The sequence below is a fragment of the Bradyrhizobium japonicum USDA 6 genome (assembly GCF_000284375.1).
In the GTDB taxonomy this organism is placed as follows: domain Bacteria; phylum Pseudomonadota; class Alphaproteobacteria; order Rhizobiales; family Xanthobacteraceae; genus Bradyrhizobium; species Bradyrhizobium japonicum.
On sequence record NC_017249.1, the window covers coordinates 6,560,197 to 6,584,763 of the forward strand.

Annotated in this window: 19 protein-coding genes; 1 reads left to right on the forward strand and 18 read right to left on the reverse strand. The window is 65.5% G+C overall.

Annotated features, from left to right (window positions below; all coding sequences use genetic code 11):
* Positions 1-13 precede the first annotated feature (13 nt).
* From BJ6T_RS30995 to hydA, 11 genes are all read right to left on the reverse strand, one after another.
* The gene (locus BJ6T_RS30995; protein ID WP_014496508.1) at positions 14-937 is read right to left on the reverse strand and encodes an ABC transporter permease; all 924 of its coding nucleotides are present in this window, start codon (positions 935-937) and stop codon (positions 14-16) included.
* Positions 934-1,875 (reverse strand): ABC transporter permease, encoded by a 942-nt coding sequence (locus tag BJ6T_RS31000; protein WP_014496509.1) that lies wholly within the window; start codon positions 1,873-1,875, stop codon positions 934-936. The genes BJ6T_RS30995 and BJ6T_RS31000 overlap by 4 nt, the downstream gene beginning before the upstream one ends.
* 17 nt (positions 1,876-1,892) lie before the next feature.
* The gene (locus tag BJ6T_RS31005) at positions 1,893-3,494 is read right to left on the reverse strand and encodes an ABC transporter substrate-binding protein (RefSeq protein ID WP_014496510.1); all 1,602 of its coding nucleotides are present in this window, start codon (positions 3,492-3,494) and stop codon (positions 1,893-1,895) included.
* 141 nt (positions 3,495-3,635) lie between these two features.
* Positions 3,636-5,306, reverse strand: coding sequence for a nickel ABC transporter ATP-binding protein NikE (nikE, locus tag BJ6T_RS31010; RefSeq protein ID WP_014496511.1), 1,671 nt, complete (start codon positions 5,304-5,306; stop codon positions 3,636-3,638).
* The gene (locus BJ6T_RS31015) at positions 5,303-6,151 is read right to left on the reverse strand and encodes an ABC transporter permease (protein WP_014496512.1); all 849 of its coding nucleotides are present in this window, start codon (positions 6,149-6,151) and stop codon (positions 5,303-5,305) included. Before BJ6T_RS31015 ends, nikE begins: the two co-directional genes overlap by 4 nt.
* Positions 6,148-7,182, reverse strand: a complete 1,035-nt coding sequence (locus BJ6T_RS31020) for an ABC transporter permease (RefSeq protein ID WP_014496513.1) — start codon at positions 7,180-7,182, stop codon at positions 6,148-6,150. Before BJ6T_RS31020 ends, BJ6T_RS31015 begins: the two co-directional genes overlap by 4 nt.
* Before the next feature lie 28 nt (positions 7,183-7,210).
* Positions 7,211-8,830 (reverse strand): ABC transporter substrate-binding protein, encoded by a 1,620-nt coding sequence (locus BJ6T_RS31025; protein ID WP_014496514.1) that lies wholly within the window; start codon positions 8,828-8,830, stop codon positions 7,211-7,213.
* A gap of 107 nt (positions 8,831-8,937) precedes the next feature.
* Positions 8,938-10,374 (reverse strand): NAD(P)-binding domain-containing protein, encoded by a 1,437-nt coding sequence (locus BJ6T_RS31030; protein ID WP_014496515.1) that lies wholly within the window; start codon positions 10,372-10,374, stop codon positions 8,938-8,940.
* Positions 10,371-11,120 carry an SDR family oxidoreductase gene (locus BJ6T_RS31035; RefSeq protein WP_014496516.1) on the reverse strand — a complete coding sequence of 250 codons (750 nt, stop codon included), beginning with the start codon at positions 11,118-11,120 and terminating at the stop codon, positions 10,371-10,373. The genes BJ6T_RS31030 and BJ6T_RS31035 overlap by 4 nt, the downstream gene beginning before the upstream one ends.
* Before the next feature lies 1 nt (position 11,121).
* On the reverse strand, positions 11,122-12,096 hold the full coding sequence (locus BJ6T_RS31040; protein WP_014496517.1) for an NAD-dependent epimerase/dehydratase family protein: 975 nt from the start codon (positions 12,094-12,096) through the stop codon (positions 11,122-11,124).
* A 16-nt stretch (positions 12,097-12,112) separates the two neighbouring features.
* Entirely contained in the window at positions 12,113-13,582 is a 1,470-nt protein-coding gene (hydA, locus tag BJ6T_RS31045; protein WP_014496518.1) for a dihydropyrimidinase, read from the reverse strand.
* A 56-nt stretch (positions 13,583-13,638) separates the two neighbouring features.
* Between hydA and BJ6T_RS31050 the strand changes: the two genes are divergently transcribed.
* A complete protein-coding gene (locus tag BJ6T_RS31050) occupies positions 13,639-14,301 on the forward strand; it encodes an aspartate/glutamate racemase family protein (protein WP_014496519.1) in 663 nt (220 codons plus the stop codon).
* Here BJ6T_RS31050 and BJ6T_RS31055 read toward each other — a convergent pair.
* The 7 genes from BJ6T_RS31055 to pdxR form a co-directional block, all read right to left on the reverse strand.
* Entirely contained in the window at positions 14,298-14,966 is a 669-nt protein-coding gene (locus tag BJ6T_RS31055) for a flavin reductase family protein (RefSeq protein WP_014496520.1), read from the reverse strand. The genes BJ6T_RS31050 and BJ6T_RS31055 overlap by 4 nt on opposite strands.
* A gap of 5 nt (positions 14,967-14,971) precedes the next feature.
* Complete coding sequence (locus BJ6T_RS31060; protein ID WP_014496521.1) at positions 14,972-15,904, reverse strand: N-carbamoyl-D-amino-acid hydrolase; 933 nt, start codon at positions 15,902-15,904, stop codon at positions 14,972-14,974.
* Positions 15,905-16,010: 106 nt separating this feature from the next.
* Complete coding sequence (locus tag BJ6T_RS31065) at positions 16,011-17,693, reverse strand: long-chain-fatty-acid--CoA ligase (RefSeq protein ID WP_014496522.1); 1,683 nt, start codon at positions 17,691-17,693, stop codon at positions 16,011-16,013.
* Positions 17,690-18,985, reverse strand: coding sequence for a class-III pyridoxal-phosphate-dependent aminotransferase (locus tag BJ6T_RS31070; RefSeq protein ID WP_014496523.1), 1,296 nt, complete (start codon positions 18,983-18,985; stop codon positions 17,690-17,692). The genes BJ6T_RS31065 and BJ6T_RS31070 overlap by 4 nt, the downstream gene beginning before the upstream one ends.
* A gap of 10 nt (positions 18,986-18,995) precedes the next feature.
* Positions 18,996-20,576: a hydantoinase B/oxoprolinase family protein gene (locus BJ6T_RS31075; protein ID WP_014496524.1), complete on the reverse strand. Its 1,581-nt coding sequence runs from the start codon at positions 20,574-20,576 to the stop codon at positions 18,996-18,998.
* Positions 20,573-22,582 (reverse strand): hydantoinase/oxoprolinase family protein, encoded by a 2,010-nt coding sequence (locus BJ6T_RS31080; RefSeq protein WP_014496525.1) that lies wholly within the window; start codon positions 22,580-22,582, stop codon positions 20,573-20,575. The genes BJ6T_RS31075 and BJ6T_RS31080 overlap by 4 nt, the downstream gene beginning before the upstream one ends.
* Positions 22,583-23,006: 424 nt before the next feature.
* The gene (gene pdxR, locus BJ6T_RS31085) at positions 23,007-24,554 is read right to left on the reverse strand and encodes a MocR-like pyridoxine biosynthesis transcription factor PdxR (RefSeq protein WP_014496526.1); all 1,548 of its coding nucleotides are present in this window, start codon (positions 24,552-24,554) and stop codon (positions 23,007-23,009) included.
* Positions 24,555-24,567: the final 13 nt, after the last annotated feature.

Here is a 24,567-nt window from a genome sequence, read left to right on the forward strand (position 1 = left end):
CAGCCTCTCGACATCAGAGGGTCTTGGCCATGCGCGGATCGAGCGCATCGCGAAGGCCGTCGCCGAGCAGGTTCACGGCGAGCACGGTGACGGAGAGAAACGCCGCCGGGAAGAACACGATGTAGGGCTTGACCTGCCACAGCGCGCGGCCTTCGGCCATGATGTTGCCCCAGGACGGAATGGTCGGCGGCGTGCCCGCCCCGATGAAGGACAGGATCGCTTCCGTGATCATGGCGCTGGCGCAGATGTAAGTCGCCTGAACCAGCATCGGAGCCAGCGTGTTGGGCAGGATGTGGCGCAGGATGATCATCGGCGTGCGCGTGCCACAGGCGACCGCGGCGTCCACATAGGGCTGCTCGCGCAGCGACAGCACCACACTACGGACAAGACGGGAAACCCGCGGGATCTCGGCGATGGTGATGGCAACGATGACGTTGCCGACACTGCCGCGCGTCAGCGCCATCAGCGCAATCGCAAGCAGGATCGGCGGGATCGACATCAATCCGTCCATGAAGCGCATCAAGATGCCATCCGCCCAGCGGATGAAGCCGGAGACGATGCCGATGGCGAGGCCCGCGGCGGATGCGAGGATCGCAACCGACAGGCCGACCGTGAGCGAGACCCGCGCGCCGAACATCACGCGCGAATAGATGTCGCGGCCGAGCACGTCGGTGCCGAACCAGTAGAGCGCCGAGGGCGCACGCGTGCGCTTTGCGGGCGCGAGTGCGGTCGGATCGACGGTCCAGAGATACGGCGCGAAGATCGCGATCAGAACCAGCGTCAGCAGCAGCGCACCGCCGATCGCGACGGTGGGATGGCCGCGCAAGAGGCCGATGAAACCGCGCCGGATCGTGACTGGCCGCAGGATTTCAGGCAGTTGCGGCGCGAGAACGAAGCCGGCCGGCAGCGCTTGCGGAGTGACGGTCGTATCGGTCAATAGCGGATCCTCGGGTCAACGAGCGTATAGACGACGTCGATCATCAGATTGACGAGGACGTAGACGAAACTGAAGAGAAGCACGATGCCCTGGATGACGGGATAGTCGCGGCGCAGGATCGCGTCGATCGTGAGCCGGCCGAGGCCGGGAATCGCGAACACGCTTTCCGTGACGACCGCGCCGCCGATCAGGAGTGCGATGCCGATCCCGATCACGGTCACGATCGGGACGGCGGCATTCTTCAACGCGTGAACGAAGAGGATGCCGCCCTGCCCGAGGCCCTTGGCGCGCGCGGTGCGGATATAGTCCTGCTGCAAGACTTCGAGCATGGTGGCACGCGTGATGCGCGCGATCAGCGCGATGTAGACGCAGCCCAGCGCGATCGACGGCAGGATCAGGTTTTGCAGCCATGGCCAGAAGCCCTCCGTGAGCGGCGTGTAGCCCTGCACGGGAAGCCATTCGAGCTCCAGCGCGAAGATGTAGGCCAGGACATAGCCGACGACGAACACAGGCAGCGAGAACCCGAACACGGCGAACGCCATGATGGCGCGGTCGATCAGGCTTCCCGCCTTCCACGCCGCCACCACGCCGAGCGGCACCGCGACCACGATCGTGAGCAGCAGCGTGACGGTCATCAGCGACAGCGTCGGTCCGAGACGCTGTCCGATCATCGCGGAGACCGGAAGGTTGGTGAAGATCGAGGTGCCGAGATCGCCGTGCAGGATGCGCCAGACCCAGCTTCCGAACTGGATCAGGAAGGGCCGGTCGAGGCCGAGGCCCTGGCGAATGCGCTCCACATCCTCCGGGCTCGCCTGATCGCCCGCGATCACCACGGCGGGATCACCCGGCGCGATGTAGAGCAGGCTGAACACGAACAGCGCGACGATTGCCATCACCGGCAAGGTCGAGACGATACGACGGAGGATGTAAGAGAGCATCTGGCTTCAGCGTACCATCATGCGGATTTCGACACGTTCCAGAAGAACGGCAGCGGCCCCTTGGTGATGCCGGAGACGTTCTTGCGCCAGGCCGTGTAGGTCAGGAAGAAGCCCGTCGGCGCGTAGACGACATCCTCGAGTGCCGCCTTGTTGACCTGCCCGATCGCGGCCTTCTCCTCCTCAAGATTCTTGGCGTCGAACCAGGCCGTGATCTCCTTCTCGGTGTTCGGGCTGTTGGGCCAGCCGAACCAGGCCTTGTCGCCATTGGCGCGGATGGCGGTGTAGGCGGCCGGATTGATGCAATCGGCGCCGGCGTGCCAGCTGTGGAACATATTCCAGCCGCCCTGCCCCGGCGGTGTCTTCATCGCGCGGCGCGCGCCCACCGTGCCCCAATCGGTCGCGACGAAATCGACATTCATGCCGAGCTTCTTGAGCAGATCCGCGGTGACGTCGCCCTGCGCCTTCGTGATCGACTGGTCCTGCGCGACCACGCATGTGACCGGCTGGCCGGAATAGCCGCTCTCGGCGAGCAGCTTCTTGGCCGCATCGAAATCGCGCTTTCCTTTCAGTATCTCGCCGCCCAACTCGGTGTAGAGCGGTGTGTCCGGCGTAAAAAAGCCGGGCAGCGGCTTCCACAACGTATCATCGTCGCCGACCAGCGCACGCATATAGTCTTCCTGGCTCAACGCCATCAGAACCGCGCGCCTCGCCTTCACATTGTTGAAGGGTGGGTGCAGATGGTTCATGCGGAAGGAGCCGATATTGCCGAGGGGATCGCCGATATCGACGTTGATGTTCTTGTTCTTCTTCAGCACGGGCACGAGATCGGAGATCGGGTTCTCCCACCAGTCGACCTCGCCGTTCTGCAAGGCGGCGGCGGCGGTGGCCGGATCCGGCATCACCAGCCACTCGACGCGATCGACCAGGATGTTCTTGCCGCCGGCAAGCCACGACGCCTTCTCCTGTCGCGGCACGTAATCGGTGAACTTCTCGAACACCGACTTGGCGCCGGGCACCCATTCGCTCTTGGCGAACTTCATCGGACCCGAGCCGACATATTCGGTGATCTGCTTGAATGGATCGGTCTTCGCGATGCGCTCGGGCATGATGAACGAGCACGGCGCGTTGTTCTTGGCCAGCGCGTACAGCATTTTCGGGAAAGGCTGCTTCAGGACCCATTTGAAGGTGCGGTCGTCGACCGCAGTCAATTCCTGCTGGATAGCGAGGATCATCAGGCCCATTGGATCGCGCGCGGCCCAGCGCGACAGGCTCGCGACGACGTCCTTGCTCAGCACGGGCTCGCCGTCATGGAACTTGAGACCCGGGCGCAGCTTGAAGGTCCAGGTCTTGCCGTCGTCGGTGGTCTCCTCGGACTCGACCATCTGACGCTGCGGCTGGAGCTTGGCATCGACGCCGTAGAGCGTGTCCCAGACCAGCGCTGCAGCATTGCGTACAACATATTGTGTACCCCAGATGGGGTCGAAATTGGCGAGGTTGGCTTGCGGCACGAAGCGCAGGGTGCGCGCAGAGGCGCCTTGTGCGATCGCCGGGGCCGAGATGCCGGTCAACGCCAGACCGCCTGCGCCGGCCAGTCCCTTCAATACGGTCCTGCGATCCATGAAATCCTCCCAGTAGTGCCGTGATGCCGGCCATCGTTGGCCAAAGGCAGGTGAAACCAGAACCCGTTGGCGTGCAAATGGTATGCCACTAGCCGGGCCTTCGCCAGCGGGATCTCATCGGGATTTCGACCGGTTCAGGCGTCAAAGCGCGGCCGCCAGCGCCGGTCCGGTCTCGATATGCGGAATCGCCTCGACCAGCTTGCGCGTGTAGTCGGTCTTGGGGTTGTCGAACAGCGCCCGGCTCTCCCCCTGCTCCACGATGCCGCCGTTACGCAGCACGATGGTGCGGTCGCAGAGCATGCGCACGACATTGAGATCGTGGCTGACGAACAGCAGCGCGATGTCATTCTCGCGGCGCAAACGGTCGAGCAGTTGCAGCACCACCGCCTGCACCGAAACGTCGAGCGCGGCGGTCGGCTCGTCCAGCACCAAGAGCCGCGGCCGGCAGGCGATGGCGCGGGCAATGCCGACGCGGGCCTTCTGGCCGCCGGAGAGCTGGTGCGGAAAGCGCGGCAGCAGATCGAGCGGCAAGCCCACCCGCTCCGCGCATTCCTCCACACGCTTGCGCAGCGCATCGCCCGCACGCATGCCGTCGAGCCGCATCAGGGGATGGGCGATGCAGTCGAACGCCGTGAAGCGTGGATTGAGGCTCTCGTTCGGGTCCTGGAAGACCATCTGGATGTCTTTGCGCAAGGGCGAACGGTGAAAGTCGCGCGAGGCGACGTGGCCGATCGACTGCCCGTCGAACACGATATCGCCTTCGCTCGGGTCGATCAGGCGGCAGATCATCCGCGACGTCGTGCTCTTGCCGGAGCCGGACTCGCCGACGAGCCCGACGCTCTCGCCGCCGGCCATCGTCATCGAGAAATCCGCGACCGCCGCGGAGCCCTGGTCAAAACGCTTGGCAAGCTTGCGCACCTCGAGGAGCGGCGGCGTCCCGTGCGGCAGCTCCTGCCTTGGCTTGCTGACGATCGTCACATGCCGCTCCCGCTCCTCTTCCGTCACGAGGTCCTCGATCCGCGACGTCGCGGTCGGCGATGCCGCCACGAGGCGGCGGGTATAGGCGTGCTGCGGTGCGCTGAAGAGCTTTTTGGGGCTCGCTTCCTCGACGATGCGGCCGCGCTCCATCACGGCGATGCGGCGGCAATAGCGCGCAGCGAGGCCGAGATCGTGCGTGATCAGGATCGTCGCCATGCCGCGCGCGGCGGCAATATCTGCGAGCAGATCCATCACCACCTTCTGGGTGGTGACGTCGAGGCCGGTGGTCGGCTCGTCGGCGATCAGCAGCGCAGGATTGCACGAGATAGCGATCGCGATCATCACACGCTGGCACATGCCGCCGGACAGCTCGTGCGGATAGGCGTTCATCCGCGTCTCGGGGTCGCGGATCTGGACGGCGCGCAGCAGCTCCAGCGCCTCGGCGCGTGCGGCGTCCTTCGATATCTTCTTATGCGTGAGGATCGCATCCGCGATCTGCAGGCCGATCGCGCGGATCGGATTGAGCGCCGCCCGCGGATTCTGAAAGATCATCGACATCGCGGCGCCCTGGAGCTGACGGAGGTCATCGCCCCTGAGTTTTGTGACGTCCCGCCCGCGAAACAGGATCTTGCCGCCGGTGACGCGCCCGGCCGCATCGAGCAGCCGCGTCGTCGCGAAGCCGGTGACCGACTTGCCCGAGCCGCTCTCGCCGACGAGGCCGAGCATCTCGCCCTTCCCGACCGAAAGCGTCACGCCGCGCACGGCCTCGACCATGCCGCGCCGCGTCGAGAACGAGACGTGGAGGTCGTTGATCCCTAGCAGTTCCTCGCTCATGTGCGCATCCGCGGGTCGAGAATGTCCCGCATCCCGTCACCGAGGAGATTGAAGCACAGCACGGCCATCATCAGCGCAAGACCCGGAAAGGCCACCAGCCACCACCGCCCGGTCGAGATGAAGCGCGCGCCCTCCGCGACCATGATGCCCCATTCCGGCGTCGGCGGCTTGACGCCGAGACCGATGAAGGACAGGCCGGCGGCATTGAGAATGGCCCAGCCGAGATTGAGCGAGATCTGCACCGCCATCGCCGGCAGGATGTTCGGCAACAGGAAGCGCAGCACCACCGAGAAATGGCTCTCGCCGCAGGCACGCGCGGCCTCCACCCAGCCGACATTGCGGCGGACGTTGACCTCGGCGCGCGCGAAGCGGATGTAGAACGGAAGATTGATGATCGCGGTCGCGATCACGATGTTCTCGATCCGGTTGCCCAGGGCGGCAACCATCGCCATCGCCAGCACGAACAGCGGAAAGGCCATCATCACATCGACGAAGCGGCCGACGCCGCGGTCGAGCTTGCCGCCGGCATAGCCGCAGAACGCGCCGACGACGGCGCCGATCACGAATGAGATGCCAACCGCGGAGACGGCAATGGCAAGATCGAGGCGCGCGGCGATGATGAGGCGGCTGAAGACGTCGCGCCCGAGCTGGTCGGTGCCGGCCAGATGCGCCGCGCTCGGCGGCAAAAGGGCCTCCGAGACATTGGAGACCACGGGATCATAGGGCACGATCCACGGCCCGAATATCGCGAGCAGGACGAACAGCGCAACGCCGGCCGCGGCAATGGCGGTGAGCGGATTGCCGCGCAGGATCCAGACCGAATGGCGGAGAGTTGCGCTGGTCATTCGATCGACACCCTGGGATCGGCGATGCCGTAGCAGATGTCGACCACGAGATTGACCAGCACGAACAGGCTGGCCATCAGCAGCACGAAGCCCTGCACAGGCGCATAGTCGGAGGATAAGAGCGCATCGAGCGCGTAGGAAGCGACGCCCGGCCAGGAGAACACCTTCTCCACCAGGACGTTGGCGCCAAGCATGGTCGAGAACACGATGCCGGCGATGGTGATGACGGGCAGGATCGCGTTCCGCAGCGCATAGGTGACGACCACCTTGCGCCAGGACAATCCGACCGAGCGCGCGGTGCGCACGAAATCGCTGCCGAGCGAGACCAGCATCGAGGCCCGCGTGATCCGCGCCAACGGCGCGATCACGAACAGGGCCATGCTCACCGCCGGCAGGATCAGCTGCTTGCAGGCGGCCCACCAGCCCTCGATATCACCCGCAAGCAGGAAATCGATCGACAGGAAGCCGGTACGCTGCGGCGGCAGCGAGGTGAAGACGTCGATGCGCCCGGTGGGATCCGGCGCGAGCCCGAGCAGGTAGTAGAAGACATAGATCAACAGCAGGCCCGAGACGAAGGTCGGCACGCAGACGCCGAGCGCGCAGAACAGCCGCACGCCGTGATCGACGATCGAGCCGGGCTTCAACGCCGCGACGACGCCAAGCGGCACCGCCGCGATCAGCGCGATCAGGAGCGCCGTGAAGGTGAGCTCCAGCGAGGCCGGCAGCCGCTCGCGCAGGTCCTTCAGCACCGGCTGTCCCGTCATCATGGAGCGGCCGAGATTGCCGTGGCCGATGTCGGAGAGATAGAACACGAGCTGCTCCGGCACGGACCTGTCGAGCCCCATCTGCTTGCGGATCTGCTCGATCTCCTCCTTGCCGGCATTGGGCCCCGAGGCGAAGAACACGGCGGGGTCGCCGGGCAGCACCCGCATCAGGAGAAAGGTGAAGACCAGCACACCGAACAACGCCGGCAGCGACGACAGAAGCCGCCTGCCCGCCCGCACCATGGTTGCACCAAGACCGGTCGTCACCTCTGGGAGCTCCTCTCGTTGTCCGATGTCACTTGCGGCTGACGTCGCGATAGTCGACCTGGCGGTGGAACTCGTAGGTGTAGCCTTCGACCGACGACGCCATCACCGCATCCTGGTTCGGCTGCCACAGCATGATCTGCGGCATCAGGTCGACATGCATCGCGTTGAGCTTGCGGCCGGCATCCTCATACTTGGCCTTGTCCGGCTCGAAACGCGCCTCCTGCGCGATTGCGGCAAGATCCGGGTTGTTGATCGAGCTGTAATTCCAGCGCTGATTGCCGGTGTAGAAGTTGCGGTAGAAGTAATCGGTCGACGGCAGCCACGCTACGATGCCCTCGGTGTAGAAGGGAAGCTTCTTCTCGTTGATCTGCGTCGACATCTGCGCATCCGGCAGTTTCTGGATGTCGACCTTGATCCCGATCTTGCCGAGCGACTCCTTCACCAGTGCGGCCATCGGCTCCGCGGTCGAGGATTGGCCGACGTTGAAGCTGAAGGTGGTCGAGAAGCCCTCGGGGAGCCCGGCCGCCTTGAGATATTCCCTGGCCTTGTCGAGGTCGAGCTTCACCGGCTGCTGGAACGGATAGATGCCGTTCAGCGGCTTGCCGTCCGGCCAGGTCGCGCCGAACAGCGGCGCGCCGCGGCCGAACAAAGCAGCCTTGAACATGTCGTCATAGGGCAGCGCGTAAGCGATCGCGCGGCGGACATTGACGTTGTCGAACGGCGGCATCTGGTTGTTCATCGAGACATAGGTGATCGCATTGTACTGCGGGGTCGAGACCACCTTGAGCTTGCCCTTGGCCTCGAGCGACTGCACGTCGCTAGCCTGAAGATCGACGACGAGGTCGGCATCGCCGCGCTCGACGAGGTTGGCGCGGGTCGCCGGCTCCGGCACCGACTGAATGATCACGCGCTTGAAGAACGCGGGCTTGTTGGCCGAACCGCGATTCCAGGCCTCATCCCGTTTGATGATGACCTGCTCGCCGGGCTTGAAGGTCTCGACCACATAGGCGCCGCTGCCGGCGGTGTGCTCCTTCAACCATGCGGTGGCCCAGGGGTCATCCGCCGTCGCGTGCTCCTTTGCCACCTTCGAGTTGATGATCATGGGATAGACGGTCGCCAAATTCGGCAGCGCAAGCTTGTCGGGCTTTGGCAGCGTCACCTCGATGGTGAGGGGATCGATCACCTTGAACTGGTCGGCCGAGGTCAACGACCCCGTCAGGAGCTGGGCCTTGCCGAGGATCGGCGCCGTCACGCAGCGATCGAGCGACCATTTCACGTCTTCCGCCGTGACAGGCGAACCATCCTGGAACTTGGCGTCCTTGCGCAAGCGGAAGGTCAGCTTCAGGCCATCGGGGCTGACGTCGTAGGATTCGGCGAGCTCGCCGGTGATCGTGTCGAGATCGAACACCCATTTGCCGTTGAGCTGCTTGCGGCCGAACGCCACCAGCCGATCATAGGTGCTCATGCTCAGCGCGAAGGATTCGCGCGTCGATCCGGGGATGTTGGGATCGAGCGTGTTGACGGCCGAGCCGGTGACATAGCGCAACGTCTCCGCCCTGGTCTGTGCCTGCGAAGGCGCGGTGGCAATGAGCAACAGCGCTGTGGTGGCGAGGACTGAGGCCGCGGGCCTGAAAGACACAAAACGCATTCGTTTTCCCCAAAATTTCGGCAAGTACGCCAGCAAGGCAGGCCAAGAAAGAAGCAAGTTGCGCGCCAATCCCGCGGAGGCGCTTCGTCGCGGCGGTGCATGGATGATCATCGCGATTCTCCTATGTTTCGCGCGGGCCGCGCAACTACGGCCTGCGGCACGTCATAGGCGCTGAGCGAAGCCCAATGACGTTCAACATCGGCGCGAAACAGGCCGCGCGTCAGGCCGTCGACCAGCTTGGGAACGGCCGTCGTCATCGCGTTGATCGACGATCCCGACGGACCAAAGCTCATGGTGGAGGCGATGGCGAACAGATGGATGTCGGAGATCCACGGCGTCTCGCCCGGCACGCGCTCGGTGAAGGCGTAATCGTCGTCGAGATAGGGAAAGCGACCGAGCCGCACGTTGTGCTCGCTCGCAGGCGGTTGGTAGCGGTCGCCCCAGGTCGCGATATTGCCGGCAAAGCGGCGCAGCTCGCCGCGGCCTGCAAAGTTCATGTCGATGCCGGTGCCGCAAATCACGAAATCCGCCGTGATCGTGCCGCGTGGCGTGTGCAATTCGACGCCGCCATCGGTCTGCCTGGCGCTCTCGACCGGCGCGCCCTCGTGCAGTGTGAAATTGGCGTGACGCGCGCAGCGATCGTAGGTCGGTTGCGGAAAGCCTTCGCGCATCTCAAGGATCTTGCGCATGAAGCGCCAGCGCCAGGCATCGTCGAGATCGCTGAGATGGCGCAGGAAGCCGCGAAAGGTCAGCCAGCGATAGGGCTGGATCACCTGGATCTGCGCGCGGCGGCAGAGCAGATGCACTTCGGCCGCGCCCGCCTCCAGCGCGGTCGCGGCATTGTCAAAGGCGGACGCGCCGGCGCCGATCACCGCGACGCGCTTGCCGCGCAGGCTTTCGAAGTCAATGTCGTCGGCGACGGTCGCGACAGAGCCGGCGGGTAGATCCCGCAGCGGCTCGGGGATCATCCAGTCGCCCATGCCCTCCTGCCCCGTCGCCAGCACGATCTTGCGGGCATAGAGCGTCTCGACGCCATCGGCACGCTTCACGCGCGCAGCGAGCAGGCCGTCTGATGCAGGCGCGATCTCCAGAAGCTCGCGGCCGTTGCGCACGGGCAGACCGATCGTGCGCCGCAGCCACAGCAGATACTCCGCCCAATGCTCTCTCGGGATCAGGTTCAGCGCCTGCCAGCTCTCCTTGCCGAAGCGGGCCTCGTGCCAGGACTGATAGGTCAGGCTCGGGATATCGAGGTCAGGTCCCGTATAGTCCTTCGGGCTGCGCAGCGTCGGCATGCGGGCATAGGTGAGCCACGGGCCCTCCTTCCCCTCCTCGGCCTTGTCGAGCAGCAGGATGTTGTTGACGCGCGAGCGCATCAGGCCGAAGCCGATGGCAATGCCTGATTGGCCGGCGCCGACGATCAGCACGTCGAGCGCGGGCTTGCCGTCCGGTCCCATCTTCGGTTCGAGCCACGCGGCGCCGGGATGCGCGATCTTGGCGAGATCGGCGCGAACGTCCGCTTCGAGGTCTGTCAGCACGTCGCTCATGCCGCGAGCCAGCCTCCGTCGACCACCATCACGGTGCCGGTCGTGAACGAGGACGCATCGCTGGCCAGATGCAACGCGGTCTGCGCGATCTCTTCCGCCTGGCCGAACCGCTTCATGGCGTGACGATTGCGGGAGGCTTCGCGCACCTCCTCCGAATTGGCGTGACGGGCGAAGCTGCGGCGCAGCATCGGCGTATCGATCGCACCCGGCGCAATCGCGTTGACGCGAATACCGTCGGCCGCGAAATCCACCGCCATTGTCCGGGTCAGGCTGACGATCGCGCCCTTGGCTGCGATATAGGCACTGTTGCCCTTGCCGCCGGCGATCGCAAGCTGCGATGCCAGCGTGATGATCGAGCCGCCCTTTTGCCGCTGCATCTGCGGCACCGCCGCCCGCGCCCACAGCCAGGTGCCGCCGACATTGGCGCGGAACACTGCGTCCCAGTCTTCCGGGCTCGTCGTCAGCACCGTCCCGCCGCAGGAGAAGCCCGCCGCGGTCATGAGGATATCGAGACGGCCGAGCCGCGCCATGATGTCGCCGACAACGGCCTCGGCGAAGCCGGCATCGCCGACGTCGCCGACATGCGTCGTCGCCTCACCCACAACGCTCAAAGTCTCCTGAAGGCCGGCGGCATCGCGATCGACCAAAGCAAGCTGGGCGCCTTCCTCCGCAAACAGCTTTGCGCTGGCGCGGCCAATGCCCGAAGCTGCTCCCGTGATGATGGCCGTGCGCCCCTGCAGCCGCATGTCAGATCCACTCCTTGTGCTGGGCCAACCAGGCGCTCATCGCCGCGGCGGACTCGGCACAGCCGAACCGCGCGCGCCAGCCGAACTCATCCGCCATCCGGTTCACCGCGAGCGCCGCGCGAGCCGGCCCGTGCAGCTTTATCGCGGTCTTTTCTCCGGGTGCCGCGAGCCGGCACTCCAGGCCGGGATGCAACGCCGCGAACGCCTCGCCCCATTGCAATGCGGGCCACACCCCGCCGTTCGAAATGTTGTACAGCCGGTGACGAGGGCGCTCTGCTTCGACCAGAATCGCGACCGCTTCGGCAGCGTCAGGCGCGTAGGTCCAGTCCCGCATGCCCGGCTCCGGCATGATCGCCGGCTCACCGCGAGCGAATGCGGCCAGAATCTGATACTGGAGGCTCGGTGTATCGCGCACTGAACCGGGGCGCTCCCACGGTCCGAACACCGCAGTCAACCGCACGCTCAGGAAATCGCCGCCAAAGAGCTCGGCATGGCGAGCGACAGAGCGCTCCGAGGTGAACTTGCTGATGGCGTAGAACGAGACCGGATCGCATGGCGTTTCCTCGTCGAGAATCTCGACCCGCGCGCCCGCGGCGCCATAGGCCGATGCCGACGAGAGATTGACGACACGGCGAACGCGATGACGTATCGCAGAGAGCAGGATCGGGATCTGCGCCATCACGTTGATCTCGAGGACGCGCGCGGTCGAGGCACGCTCGAGTTCATCGCCGGCCGTCACCGCGGCGCCCAGCACGATCGCATCGCAGCCCGCGGCAATGAGGGCGTCGATAGCGTCTGCGTCGGTGATATCACCCTGCACGGCCTTGAGCCGTGCACCGTAGTCAGCAAGCGATCGCCGCGCGGATGGCGGCAACTCTGCGCGGTCATACAGCGTCACGTCATGCCCGCGCGCGAGCAGCACCTCGGCAAGATTGAGGCCGACAAAGCCGGTGCCACCGAAGACGACGATCTTCATCGCGCGCGATCCGCCGTCACAGCAGTTTTGCCCCAAAATTCCGCTCGGGATCCATGTCGGCGACGAGCCGCCCCGTCGGCTTTGCCGCCTCACCGCCGCTCCGCGCCAGGAATTTTCCGCTGCCGGCAGTCGCGAGACACTTGTTGCCGTCGATGATCACCCGCCCGCGCGAGAGTACGCCAACCGGCCAGCCCTTCAGCTTGCGGCCCGCGAACGGCGTGTAGCCGGCGAGGTCGTGCATCATCTCGTCGGCGATCACGGTCTCGCGGCTGGGATCCCAGATCGCGATATCGGCATCGGCGCCGACCGCGATCGAGCCCTTGCGTGGATGCAGATTGTAGATCTTGGCCGGCGCCGTCGAGGTCAATTCCACGAACTTTTCCAGGCCGAGCCGGCCCTTCGACACCATCGCGTCGAACAGCAGCGGCAGCCGCAGCTCCAGCCCCGGCAGGCCGTTCGCGACCTGCTTGAAGTTCGGATTGGGGCCGGCGCGCAGCTTGCCGGTCTCGTCGTAGCGATAGGGCGCATGATCGGACGAGATGGTCTGGAGATCGCCGAGCGACAGCGCCTGCCAGAGCGCTTCCTGGTCGGAATGCGTGCGCGGCGGCGGGCTGCACATCCACTTCGCGCCCTCGGCGCCCGGCTTGTCGAGATCGTTTGCCGTGAGGAACAGATATTGCGGACAGGTCTCGGCGAAGACCTTCAACCCCTGCCCGCGCGAATCGCGGATGACCTTGGCGCCTTCGGCCGTGGACACATGGAAGATCATGATGGGCTGGTCGATCAGCGCCGCCATCCCGATCAGCCGGGTGAAGGCTTCCGCCTCCGACACGCGAGCGTGGCTGACGGCGTGGTATTTCGGCATGGTGTAGCCGCGCGCGAGCAGGCGCTTCACCATCCAGGCGATGATGCCGTGATTTTCGGCATGGGCGCACAACATCGCGCCCGACTGGCGTGCGGCCAGAAGAACGTCGAGCAGCGGCTCGTCGTCGACCTTGAGCCGATCATAGGTCATGAAGATCTTGATCGAGCCATGGCCCTGCTTCACCAGCGCTGGAATGTGCTCCTCGATTGTCTCCTTGGTCGCATCCGCAATGATCATGTGAAAGGCGTAGTCGATCACGGCGCCCTTCTTGGCCAGCGCGTGATAATCCTCGACCACCTGCGGCAGCTTCATGCCAACATGCTGGGCCGCGAACGGGATCACCGTGGTGGTGCCGCCGAACGCCGCAGAGACGGTCGCGCTTTCGAAGGTGTCGGCGTTCATGATGCCGGCCGCGGACAACTGCTCGATATGCGCGTGGCTGTCGACGCCGCCGGGCAACACCAGCTTGCCGCGCGCATCGATCTCGCGTTTCGCCGCCGGAAGCCCGCGGCCGATCGCTGCGATGGTCTCGCCGGAGATCGCAACATCGGCCTCGAACACATCGGTCGTGGTGGCGACGCGGCCGCCGCGGATGATCAGGTCGTAGGTGGGTTCAGTCATGAGGCACTCCGTGATAGGCTTACGGCACGTGATCGCAATTTCGTGGAAAGACCATCATGCCCCGGCCGCGCATTCTCGTCATCAATCCGAACTCCAACCCTGCGGTCACGCAAGGGCTGGAAGAGGCGCTGAAGCCGCTCGGTTTCGAGGGTGGGCCGGAACTGGTCTGCCAGTCGCTGGCCGAGGGGCCGTTCGGCATTGAAAGCCAGGCCGACGTCGACGGCGTTGCGATGCCGCTGCGAAAACTGGTCGAGGGCGACAACAGGTCGGCCGCCTTCGTCATCGCCTGCTACAGCGATCCCGGTCTTCAGGTCTGCCGCGAAGGCACCGATCGGCCGGTGTTCGGCATCGCCGAGTGCGGCGTGCTGACCGCGCTCGCCCGTGCCGAAACCTTCGGCGTCATCGCGATCGCCCAGCGCTCGATCCCGCGTCACATGCGCTATCTCAGGCAGATGGGATTGACCGATCGCCTCGCCGGCGAGCGGCCGCTCAACATGAGCGTTGCCGAAACCGCCTCGGGCGAGGGCACGCTGGCCAGGATGATCGAGGTCGGCCGCGCGCTGCGCGACGAGGACGGCGCCCGCGCCATCGTGATGGGCTGCGCCGGCATGGCGCGCCATCGCCGTCCGCTCGAAGACGCGCTTGGCATTCCCGTGATCGACCCGACACAGGCGGCCGTCACCATGGCGCTGGGTACGGTGCAGTTCTCGGCTCACTAGGCGTCCTTCAGCTCTCTGGCGTCCTGCCGCGCGAGCCATTGCGCGTGGCTCTCGCGCTCAAGCGCGAACGTATCCCGCTGCGTCGTGTAGAGATTGCCGAACATGCGGCCGATCGGCCGGTAGGCGTCGAGATCCACATACATGCTGGTCTCGTCGACGAGGCCCTCCCGGGCATGAACCCTGAGCACCTCGCCGACCAATAGCTCGCGATCAGGCGAAAAATTCAGCGCGACATGACGCCGGCATTCCAGCGCAAAGGGTGCCGCGGCCAAGCGCGGCACTTTCACATCGACCGAGGGAAGCGTCGCAAGCCCGGTCGCCGCGACCTCGCTGTCGCCGGAGGGAAAATCGACCGCGCAATCATTCATCGCGGCAGACAGCGCTTCGTCCACCATGTGAACCACGAACTCGCCGTCACGATGGATGTTGCGGGTCGTGTCCTTCGGGCTGTGATCCGGCTTGTGCTGGAGCCCGAGCACGATCAGCGCCGGACTCTCTGAAAACACGTTGAAGAAGCTGAAGGGCGCGGCGTTCACTGCCCCGTTCGCGTCCAGCGTCGTCACCAACGCGATCGGCCGCGGCACGACCACGCCGCACAGCAGCTTGTAGCGGTCGCGCGGATCGAGCTCGCCCAGGGAAATGCCGGATGCGTTGTTGCCTGCCATCGGCGTCACTTCTCGGGCGGCGGCACCGCGCCGGTTTGGCTGCTGATCAGGCCGTAATGCTCGATGCGGCGGTGCTGGGCAAAATTGAAGATCGTGGTCTTGCCGAACGTGGTGGCGTCGAGGTCGCAGGCGTGAACCAGGACCTCGTCGCCCTCCGTCTTGGCCTCGGCGACGATCTCACCATCGGGATCGACGATCAGGCTGCCGCCGAACAGCGGATGGCCGTCCTCGACGCCCGCCTTGGCCACCGCGACCACCCAGGTCGCGTTCTGATAGGCGCCGGCCTGCACCGAGAGGCGATTGTGGAACAGCCGCTTCTCGACGCCCTCCTCGCTCTTCTCCGCATTCACCGACGGCGTGTTGTAGCCGATCAGCACCATCTCGACGCCCTGCAGGCCCATGACGCGATAGGTCTCAGGCCAGCGCCGGTCGTTGCAGATGGCCATGCCGATGATGCCGCCCAGCTCGCGCCAGACGTTGAAGCCGAGATCGCCCGGCTCGAAATAGCGCTTCTCCAGATGCTGGTGCGAACGCGCGGTGTCGTATTCGACGTGGCCCGGCAGATGGACCTTGCGGTATTTGCCGACGATCTTGCCGGACTTGTCGGTCAGGATCGCGGTGTTGAAATGATGGCCGTCGGGCGTCAGCTCGGCATAGCCGAAATTCATCGCCATCTGATGCTGCGCCGCACGCTCGAACAGCGGCTTGGTCGCCGCATTCGGCATCTCGCGCTCGAACCAGATGTCGGCCTCCGCCCGGTCCTCCGAATACCAACGCGGGAAGAACGTCGTCAGTGCCAGTTCCGGATAGACGATCAGGTCGGCGCCTTTGGCTTTCGCCTCGTCCATCAGCGCGATCATGCGCTTGACCACGGCCTCGCGGCTGTCGGCCTTCTGGATCGGGCCCATCTGGGCGGCGGCAACAGTGACGATACGCATCAGCGAGTTCCTGATTTCCTGGTGAGGCTGGGGATCGCAGCTTGAGGGGCGTGCCGGCGCGCGCAGCATAACGCGGTCTTGCACCGTTTTTCCAGCCAAGCAGCATTCATGCCGTCCGCCCCCATTCGGCATCCTGCAAAAGCCGCCAGTTGATCTTGTTGCTGGCGGTGCGCGGCAGCTCATCGACGAAGACGACGGCGCGCGGCGCCTTGTAGCTGGCCATCGCGCCGCGAGCCCAACCGACGATGTCGTCCGCCGAAATCGTCGCGCGCGCGGCTTCATCGAGCACCACCAGCGCCTTGACGGTCTCACCGCGGTAGTCGTCGGGGGCCGAGACGATGCAGCATTCGCGGATGGCGCGGTTCTGGTACATCGCGGCTTCCACCTCGGCCGGCCACACCTTGAAGCCGCTGACATTGATCATCCGCTTCAGGCGGTCGACCGCGAAGAAATAGCCGTCGGCATCGCGATAGCCGAGATCGCCCGTGCGCAGGAACCGTTTTCCCGAGAGCTCGATGAAGGACTCAGCGTCGGCCCGCGGCCTGTTCCAGTAGCCTTGCAGCAGCTGCGGCCCGTGCACGACAATCTCGCCGACGACGTTGTCGTCGAGCTCGATCAGGCTTTCGGGATCGACGACCCTCGCATCGGTTTCGTGCACGGCAATGCCGAGGCACTGGCGCTTCGGGGCCGCCATCGGATTGAGATGGGTCGGCGACATCGTCTCGGTCATGCCGTAGCCTTCGACGAAATCGAGGCCGAAGCGGCCTTTGAGCCGTTCGGCCACCGCGGTCGGCATTGCCGCACCACCTCCGGTCAGCACCTTGAGTTTTGCAAAGCACCGATCGCGGAACCGCACGCTTGCGAGCACGTCGACGATCATGGTCGGCGCGGCGTTCCAGAACGTCACGCCGTAGGTCTCGAACAGATCCGGCAGCAGATCCTTGTCCCAGCGCGCCATCAACAGCAGCGTGGCGCCTGTGACCACAGCGGCATTCATCGAGCCCTGCATGCCCGCGACGTGGAACAACGGCATGAAGCCGGTCATCACATCGCTGCCGTCGAGCCCATACCAGCGTGCCTGCAGGATGGCCGTGAACAGCGCGCTGCGGTGGGTATGCATGCAGGCCTTGGGCTTTCCCGTCGTCCCCGACGTGTAGGGCAGGATCATGAGATCGTCCGGCCCCGCGGTCATTGCGCCTGGCTGCACGCCTTGCGCGATCGCAGATGTCCAGGAATGCCAGCCCGGCGACGGCGGCACCTCCGACGGCGCTTCGGTGATGCATGACGGCAACGTATAGGGCGTCGCGTCAGGGATCTCGTCGCGATACTGCGCGACGATCGTATGAGTGATAGCTTCGCCCGCCAGCGGCGCAAATATGTCGTTGAGCTCGCTTCCGATGATCGCGACCCTGGCGCCGCTGTCGGCGGCGAGATAATCGATCTCAGCCGTCTTGTTCATCGGATTGACCGGCACGATCACGGCGTCCGCCCGCATCACCGCGTAGTAGGCGATGACATATTGCGGCGAGTTTTGCAGCGCGATCATGACGCGATCGCCGCGCTTGACGCCGCAAGCGCTTTGCAGGAAGCCGGCCAAGGCATCGACCCGCTCGCGTAACTCGGCATAGCTCAGGCTCGCACCATAAAACACCGTCGCCGGATGCGATGGGCGATCCAGCGCGGCCCGAACAAGTGCGTCGTAAAGCGTCCCCTCCGGCATCGCGAGATGCCAGGGCTCATCCGCCGGCCAGGCCGGCGAGCGATGAGGTGTTGCGGGGTCTGCGCTCACCCGTGCTCCTCGTCTGCGATATCGAGGCCGTGATCGAGCGCATCCAGCAGGCGCTCGGCTTCATGCTCGGAGATCACCAGCGGCGGCGCCAGGAACAGCGATGTCTGCTCGCCGCTGGTGCCGATCACGGCGCCCGCCTCCAGCGCGCGCTCCGCCACGCGCGAGGCGATCGGCACCTCCGTGGTGTCGGCATGCCAGCTGCGCCAGTCCGGACCGTGCAGCTCCACCGTCCAGTGCAATCCCTGCCCCGCCACGCGCTGCACGCTCGGATGTTTTTGCGCGATCGCGAGCAGGCGGCGGGTGAACAGCTTTTCGAGCTTCTGGACGTGCTCCAAAATTTTGTCGTCGCTGACGACCTTCAGGTAAGCGCTGACGGCAGCCATGCTGATCGGATGGCCGCGCAGCGTGCCATAGTTCTGCCAGCTCGTGCCCTTGAGCCGCTCGACGATGTCTTTCGAAACCACGACCGCCGCGACCGCCGCCGCACCGCCGCCGAGCGATTTTCCGAGCGTCACGATATCGGGCCGGCTCTCCGCGCCCTGGAACGCGAACCAGCGCCCAGCGCGTCCCGCACCTGTGACGACCTCGTCCGCGATCCAGTACGAGCCAGCCTCCCGCGCGCAGCGTGCGACCTCGTCCTGATAGGCACCGTCGTAATAGATGCCGCCCTGGGTGTAGTCGATGATCGTCGCGGCCGTGTCCGAGAGCAGGCGCGTGGCATCCGCCAGATATTCGCGGGGCGGCGTATTGTTGGCCGGCGCACCGTAGATGGCGCCATCCGGCGCCGGGAGAATCCGCACCGGTGCCATAGGCGCCGGCAGCTTCGAGCCGCCCGCGTGCACCGCAAGCCCGCCATGCCATTGCGGCTGCACCGTCATGCTGCGCGACAGGCCGGTGATGCCGTGATAGGCGCGCTCGCGCGTCGCCAGTGCAGAGCGCTGAGTCAGCGCCTGGCAGAGCGACAGCGCCATGTCGTTGGCCTCGCTGCCGCTGATGCAGAAGCGCACCGCACCGACCCAGTCGTCCTCGCCTTTGAATGCGGTGGCCATCAGGTCGTCGGCGGCCTGCTCACGGCCGACCCAGGTCCAGCCCTCGTTCACGACCGGCGTATCTGCCGCGCGGCGGATCGCCTCCACCATCGCGGGATGGCGGTGGCCGAGGCCGCCGCCGGTGTTGCTGCCGTCGATCAGCTTGCGGCCGTCGGACAGGTGAAAATAGACGCCCTCGCCGCCGACGACGGCCATCGGCGCGCTGTCGCCTGCATTCAGCCCGGTTCGCAACAATTTGCTCATCGCAATCCCCTCACTCCGCAGCCGCGGCGCCGTAGCCGCCGCCGCCGCACATCTCGATCGTGACGAGATCGTCTTGTTGCAACACCAGGTTCGATTTGCCGTCGATGGCAACGTTAGCGCCATGCCTGACAAGCGAGATGCGGCAGGCCTTGCCGGATTCGCCGCCCTGCATGCCGAACGGCGCAATCACCATGCGCTCGATGCAGGTGGTCAGGTGCATCGAGGGTGCCAGGATGCGATAGGTGCGGACGGAGCCGTCACCGCCGCGATGGACGCCCGCGCCGCCGGACTGCCGGCGAATGGCCTGCTGCTCCAGGCGGATCGCGTAGTTCGCCTCGATCACCTCGACCGGCGTGTTCGACGTATTGGACAGATGCACGCGCGTCGCCGACATGCCGGCGCGATCATGCCGCGCGCCTTCGCCGCCGCCGTGAACCTCGTAGAGTATCTTCCACGAACCATTCTGTCGCGGCTCGGCAAAGAACAGCACGCCCGCGGTGGTCGCGCCTCCGGCCGACAGTCGTTCGGGGATGGTGTCCTGCATCGCGCGAAAAATCGCATCGACGATGCGCATCGACGTCTCGTGGTTGCCGGCGGCAACGGACGCCATCCAACCCGGCTCCAGGATCGAGCCCGGGCGCGTGATGATGGTCAGGGGCCGGAGCGCACCCGCGTTCTGATGCATGTCGCGCCCGCTCATGATGCGTGCCGCATAGGCGACAGCCGAGCGCGCCATGAACGGCGTCGTGTTGCAGAAATTGGAGACGCGATCGCAGCTTCCGGAGAGGTCGAAGGTCGCCTCGTCGCCGCGAATGGTGATTTTCACATGGATGCGCGCCGGTGCATTGTTGACGCTGCCGTCGTCGAGATAGTCCTCGCCCTCGTAGACGCCGTCCGGCAGCGCACGAAGCGCTTCGCGCATCTCGATCTCGGAGAGATCATGCAGGCGCGACTGCGTTGCCGTGAACACGGCCTTGCCGTGCTCGCGGCAGAGCTCGACGATGCGTTTCTCGCCGGCTTTCGTTGCCGCGATCTGGGCCAGCAGATCGCCCTCGCCGGATTCGGCATCGCGAATGTTGGCTTTGAGCAGCTGCACGATCGGCGTATTGACGCCGGCTGACGTGGCGATCAGCACCGGCGGAATCCTCATCGCCTCCTGGAAGGTGTCGATGGCTTTGGCAAAATAGCTGCCGGGCCAGGTGCCGCCGATATCGGGCCAATGCGCGAGGCTCACCGCGAACGCCACGATCTCGCCTTCGAAGAAGACCGGGCGCACGACCTTGACGTCGTTGAGGTGATTGCCGCCGAGCGGACCGACATTGTAGATCACGACGTCGCCGTCGTTCAGGCTGTCGCGCGGAATGACCTTCAGCAGCTCGGGGATCGTGTAGGCCATCGCGCCGAGATGGATCGGGATGTCGCGGCCCTGCCCGACCAAGCCGCCATGGCCATCGGTGATCGCGGAGGAAAGATCGCCGGCCTCGCGCAACAGCGGCGAGCGCGCCGAGCGCGTCATGACGAGGCTCATTTCCTCGGCCGCGGCCGAGAGCCCGTGCCTGATGACCTCGACGACGAACGGATCGAGCTTCATGCCGCCCTCCGCGTCAGAAATAGATTGCCGGCGGCGTCGGGTTTAGCTTGCCAGCCGGGCGGGACCACCACCGTCGACCATGCGTCCTCGATGATCGCGGGGCCGCTGACGACATCGGTCAATGTGGCGCGATCGATGATCGCGGTCGGGATATCGTGGAAGCCGTCGAATGAGCAGGCCCGCCTGCCTGACGACACCGCCCTCACTGCAGTCGCCGGCCGGCTCACCACCGTCGTCGACGGGCGCCGCGCCTGCACGCGCACAGATTCGATGACGCAGGGCTCGCTGGTCGCGTAGCCGAACAGCTCGTGATGCCGGGCCAGAAAGTCCTTCTTCAGCTTGGTCACGTCGAGCGGCAGCGTGAACGGCACCGGAATGGCATCATTCTGCGCCGCGTAGCGCATCAAGGCCACCAGCTCGACCTGGATCTCCGCCTGCGCAACGCCGTTGGCGATCAGCGGCGCCGATGCATCCTCAATCAACGTTCCGATCCGTTCCGACACGCGCGCGAGATCGATGCCGTCGAGGGCGGCGCGTAGCGTCTGCTGCTGGAGGAAGCTGAAATCAGCGGTGAGACAGCCCAGCGCCGAGAATGCGCTCGAGGCGCTGGGCACGACGACCTCTGCAATCCCGTAGAGATCGGCAAGGCCTGCCGCATGCATCGGGCCGCCGCCGCCGAAAGCGAGCAGCGTGCAGTCGCGGCCATCGATACCGCGCTCGACCGTGACGCGGCGAAGCGCACGGGCCATCGTCGCGTTCGCGACCTTGATGATGCCGAGCGCGGTTTCGGTCAGGCTCAGCCCCAGGGCGTGCGCGATCGGGTCGATGACGCGTTCCGCGGCCTTGATGTCGATGCCGATGCGGTCGCCAAGCTTGGTCTCGGGATTGAGATAGCCGAGCACGGCGTTCGCGTCGGTGATGGTCGGCTCAAGGCCGCCGCGGCCATAGCAGGCAGGCCCCGGCTCGGAGCCGGCGCTCTCCGGCCCGACCGTCAGGCCGCCGGGACCGTTTCGCACGATCGATCCGCCGCCGGCCCCGATGGAATGGACCGCAAGCATCGGCTGGCGCAGCGGCTTGTCGCCGAGCATGCGGCCGTCGGTCATCTCGGCCTGACCGTCGACGATCAGGCAGACGTCGGTCGTGGTGCCGCCCATGTCGAAGGTGAGCATCCGCGATGTGCCGAGCTGGCGCGCGATGCTGACCGATGCAGAGACGCCGGCCGCCGGCCCCGACATCGCCATCACCAGTGGCCGCCGCTTCACGGCCGAGATCGGGACCATGGCTCCGGCCGAATGAAACACCTGCAAGCCGGCGCCGATCGGCAGCCGCTGCTCCAGTTCGCTGAGATATTCGACGGCGATCGGCATCGCGGCCGCGTTGAACACGGTCGCCGACGTCCGTTCGTATTCGCGCGCCTCGGGATTGACCTCGTGCGACAGCGAGACATGGGCGACGACATCCTTGAGGCGCTCGCCCAGCATCTTTTCGTGGACGGGATTGGCATAGGCGTGAAGCAGCGCCACGGCGACGCTCTGCACGCCGGTCTGCTTCAGCCAGGCCACCAGGCGCTCGATCTCGGCCTCATCCAGCGCCTTCAGCACCCGGCCCTCGTGATCGAGGCGCTCGGCGAGCCCAAAACATCGTTCGGGCGGCACCAGCGGCGGCGATTTCGGCGGAATGTCGAGACGATAGAGATCGCGACGGCGATAGCGCGCGATCTCCAGCACATCGGCGAACCCTTCGGTCGCGACCAGCGCCACTTTCGGCAGCCGGTTCTCGACGATGGCGTTGGTGACGCGCGTGGTGCCGTGCACGAAGCGCCTGACCTCGCTCTTGCGCAGGCCCACCGCCTCGATCGCCTCCAGCATCGCCTGAACCGGTGCGTCGGGGCGCGACGGCACCTTTGCGATCCGCGCCTCCGCGGAGTCACGCCTGATGGCAATGATGTCGGTGAAGGTGCCGCCGATGTCGGTGCCGACTTCCCAGTGATCTTCGGAGGAGCTCATGTGCAGTCAGCTACGCGTGACGCCCGAACCGGACGCCGGTTCCTTGCCGTTCATCGCCACGTCCAATGCCAAACCGCGAGCGCTCATCATGCATCCCTTGTCATGCCACCGACAGAGAGCGTGCGACAGAGCGACTGGTTCAGGATAGGTCCAGAATTGTCGGAAACCACTAGACCAGCACGCGACCGCCGCTGCGCGGCGCGCCAGGCGCTGCACGTTTTGGTGCAGAGGTGCCCGCGCGGAGTGCAGACGAACGCGAACTGTTCCGGGCCCGAAACGTGCAGCGCACCACGGATTTCTCCGAGCAAATCGTCGCGCCCGCTGCACTGCAATCGGAGCGCTTGAAATCATCTGTCTAATTTGCAGGCGATTGGACGGCAGTGCGGGATAATCAGATGCCTACGAGCTATGCATAGCGGTCGGCTCAGCCTCTCTTTATTGTACGAACAGTAAGAGAGGATTTCGCCGGCTCGGATGGCGCATTGCGAGCGCCGCCGCCGATGCAAGCCGCGATTCTCGCAAGCAGCGGTGCGGCGTCCTCGACGTGCAGACGCCCGTAGCCGAACACCAGGCCCTCCCGCGTCGGCTGCTCCAGAAAGTTTTGCGAGAGCGGCTGGACGTGGATGCCGGCCTGCTTCAGGGCTGCGGCCGCCTCGCGGTCGCTCATCCGTGCCTGCATCGCGTCGGTGAACAGCGCCACCAGATGCAATCCGGTGACGGCGGAGGATACGGTGAGATCGTCAGGCATCAGCGCTGCGATCGCATCGATCAGCGCCTTCCGGCGTGCGGCGTAGATCCGCCGCATCCCGCGCAGATGTCGCAGCAGGTGCCCTTCCCGCATGAACTCGGCCAGTGCGAGCTGTCCGATGCCGGAGGTATGCACATCGATGCGCGCGCGGCCCCTGGAAAAGCCCTCGATGAAATGCCTGTTGGCGACGATGTAGCCGAGCCGCAAATTCGGCATCATGATCTTCGAGAAGGTGCCGAAATAGATCACCCGCCCCTCGCGATCGAGCGAGCGCAGCGAGGCGATCATGCTGTCCTGGTGCCTGAACTCCGAATTGTAATCGTCCTCGATCACCCAGACGTCGTTCTTGTTGGCCCAGTCGAGCAGCTCGAGCCGCCGCTCCAGGTGCATGCTGACGCCGAGCGGATATTGATGCGACGGCGTCACCACGATCAGCTTCGCGCCCGGCGCGCGCCGGACACCTTCGGAGACGACGAGGCCCTTGTCGTCGACCGGAATTGGAACGAGCTTCGCGCCGGCGGCCGTGAGCGCCCAGCGGGCCTCGACGAAGCCGGGCTCCTCGACCCAGACCTCGTCGCCGGGATCGAGGATCATGCGGCTACAGAAATCAAGCGCGCCCGATGTGCCTGAGGTAACGACGACCTCTTCCGGCGCGCAGACGAGCCCGCGCACCGAGCCGAGGAAGTTCGCGATCTCGCTCCGCAAGCGCGGATGGCCCTCCGAGGGAAGATCGAGACACTCCTGCTCTCTTGGATTTTGCCAGGTCTGGCGCAGCAGGCGCGACCATTCCTTGAATGGGAAGGTCGAGACGTCGGGTGCGCCGGGTGCGAACACAGACGGCCAATTGGTCTCGTAATCCAAACCAAGCAGCGAGCGCCAGCGCTCCGACATGTGGGCGGGCTTGGCCGCAGGCGGTATCGCGGACTTTGGCTCGGCATGTGGGGTCGCCACTGACGCCACCATGACACTGCCGCGCGGCATCGATTCAAGATAGCCCTCGGCGTAGAGCAGATCCCAGGCGGTCAACACCACCGTGCGCGAACAGCCCAGTTCGCGCGCGATCTCGCGCGAGCCGAGAAACTGCGTTCCGGCCGGAAAGACGCCACGCAAAATGCCGTCGCGGATGTGCGCCGCGATCTGCAGATGCAGCGGCACCGCCGAATTCCGGTCGATATGCATCCCGGCAAGGGACACGCGCTTGCTCGGGTGACGGCTGTTGTCCATGTTTCGCCCGTCA

What these genes read in the sequence shown, in the direction of transcription:
- BJ6T_RS31040 (WP_014496517.1), bottom strand. Translation starts at nt 12,096, where the DNA reads ATGAAGATCGTCGTCTTCGGTGGCACCGGCTTTGTCGGCCTCAATCTT.
- pdxR (WP_014496526.1), bottom strand. Translation starts at nt 24,554, where the DNA reads ATGGACAACAGCCGTCACCCGAGCAAGCGCGTGTCCCTTGCCGGGATG.
- BJ6T_RS31050 (WP_014496519.1), top strand. Translation starts at nt 13,639, where the DNA reads ATGCCCCGGCCGCGCATTCTCGTCATCAATCCGAACTCCAACCCTGCG.
- BJ6T_RS31060 (WP_014496521.1), bottom strand. Translation starts at nt 15,904, where the DNA reads ATGCGTATCGTCACTGTTGCCGCCGCCCAGATGGGCCCGATCCAGAAG.
- nikE (WP_014496511.1), bottom strand. Translation starts at nt 5,306, where the DNA reads ATGAGCGAGGAACTGCTAGGGATCAACGACCTCCACGTCTCGTTCTCG.
- BJ6T_RS31000 (WP_014496509.1), bottom strand. Translation starts at nt 1,875, where the DNA reads ATGCTCTCTTACATCCTCCGTCGTATCGTCTCGACCTTGCCGGTGATG.
- hydA (WP_014496518.1), bottom strand. Translation starts at nt 13,582, where the DNA reads ATGACTGAACCCACCTACGACCTGATCATCCGCGGCGGCCGCGTCGCC.
- BJ6T_RS31075 (WP_014496524.1), bottom strand. Translation starts at nt 20,576, where the DNA reads ATGAAGCTCGATCCGTTCGTCGTCGAGGTCATCAGGCACGGGCTCTCG.
- BJ6T_RS31025 (WP_014496514.1), bottom strand. Translation starts at nt 8,830, where the DNA reads ATGCGTTTTGTGTCTTTCAGGCCCGCGGCCTCAGTCCTCGCCACCACA.
- BJ6T_RS31030 (WP_014496515.1), bottom strand. Translation starts at nt 10,374, where the DNA reads ATGAGCGACGTGCTGACAGACCTCGAAGCGGACGTTCGCGCCGATCTC.
- BJ6T_RS31035 (WP_014496516.1), bottom strand. Translation starts at nt 11,120, where the DNA reads ATGCGGCTGCAGGGGCGCACGGCCATCATCACGGGAGCAGCTTCGGGC.
- BJ6T_RS31080 (WP_014496525.1), bottom strand. Translation starts at nt 22,582, where the DNA reads ATGAGCTCCTCCGAAGATCACTGGGAAGTCGGCACCGACATCGGCGGC.
- BJ6T_RS31055 (WP_014496520.1), bottom strand. Translation starts at nt 14,966, where the DNA reads ATGGCAGGCAACAACGCATCCGGCATTTCCCTGGGCGAGCTCGATCCG.
- BJ6T_RS31015 (WP_014496512.1), bottom strand. Translation starts at nt 6,151, where the DNA reads ATGACCAGCGCAACTCTCCGCCATTCGGTCTGGATCCTGCGCGGCAAT.
- BJ6T_RS31005 (WP_014496510.1), bottom strand. Translation starts at nt 3,494, where the DNA reads ATGGATCGCAGGACCGTATTGAAGGGACTGGCCGGCGCAGGCGGTCTG.
- BJ6T_RS31070 (WP_014496523.1), bottom strand. Translation starts at nt 18,985, where the DNA reads ATGAGCAAATTGTTGCGAACCGGGCTGAATGCAGGCGACAGCGCGCCG.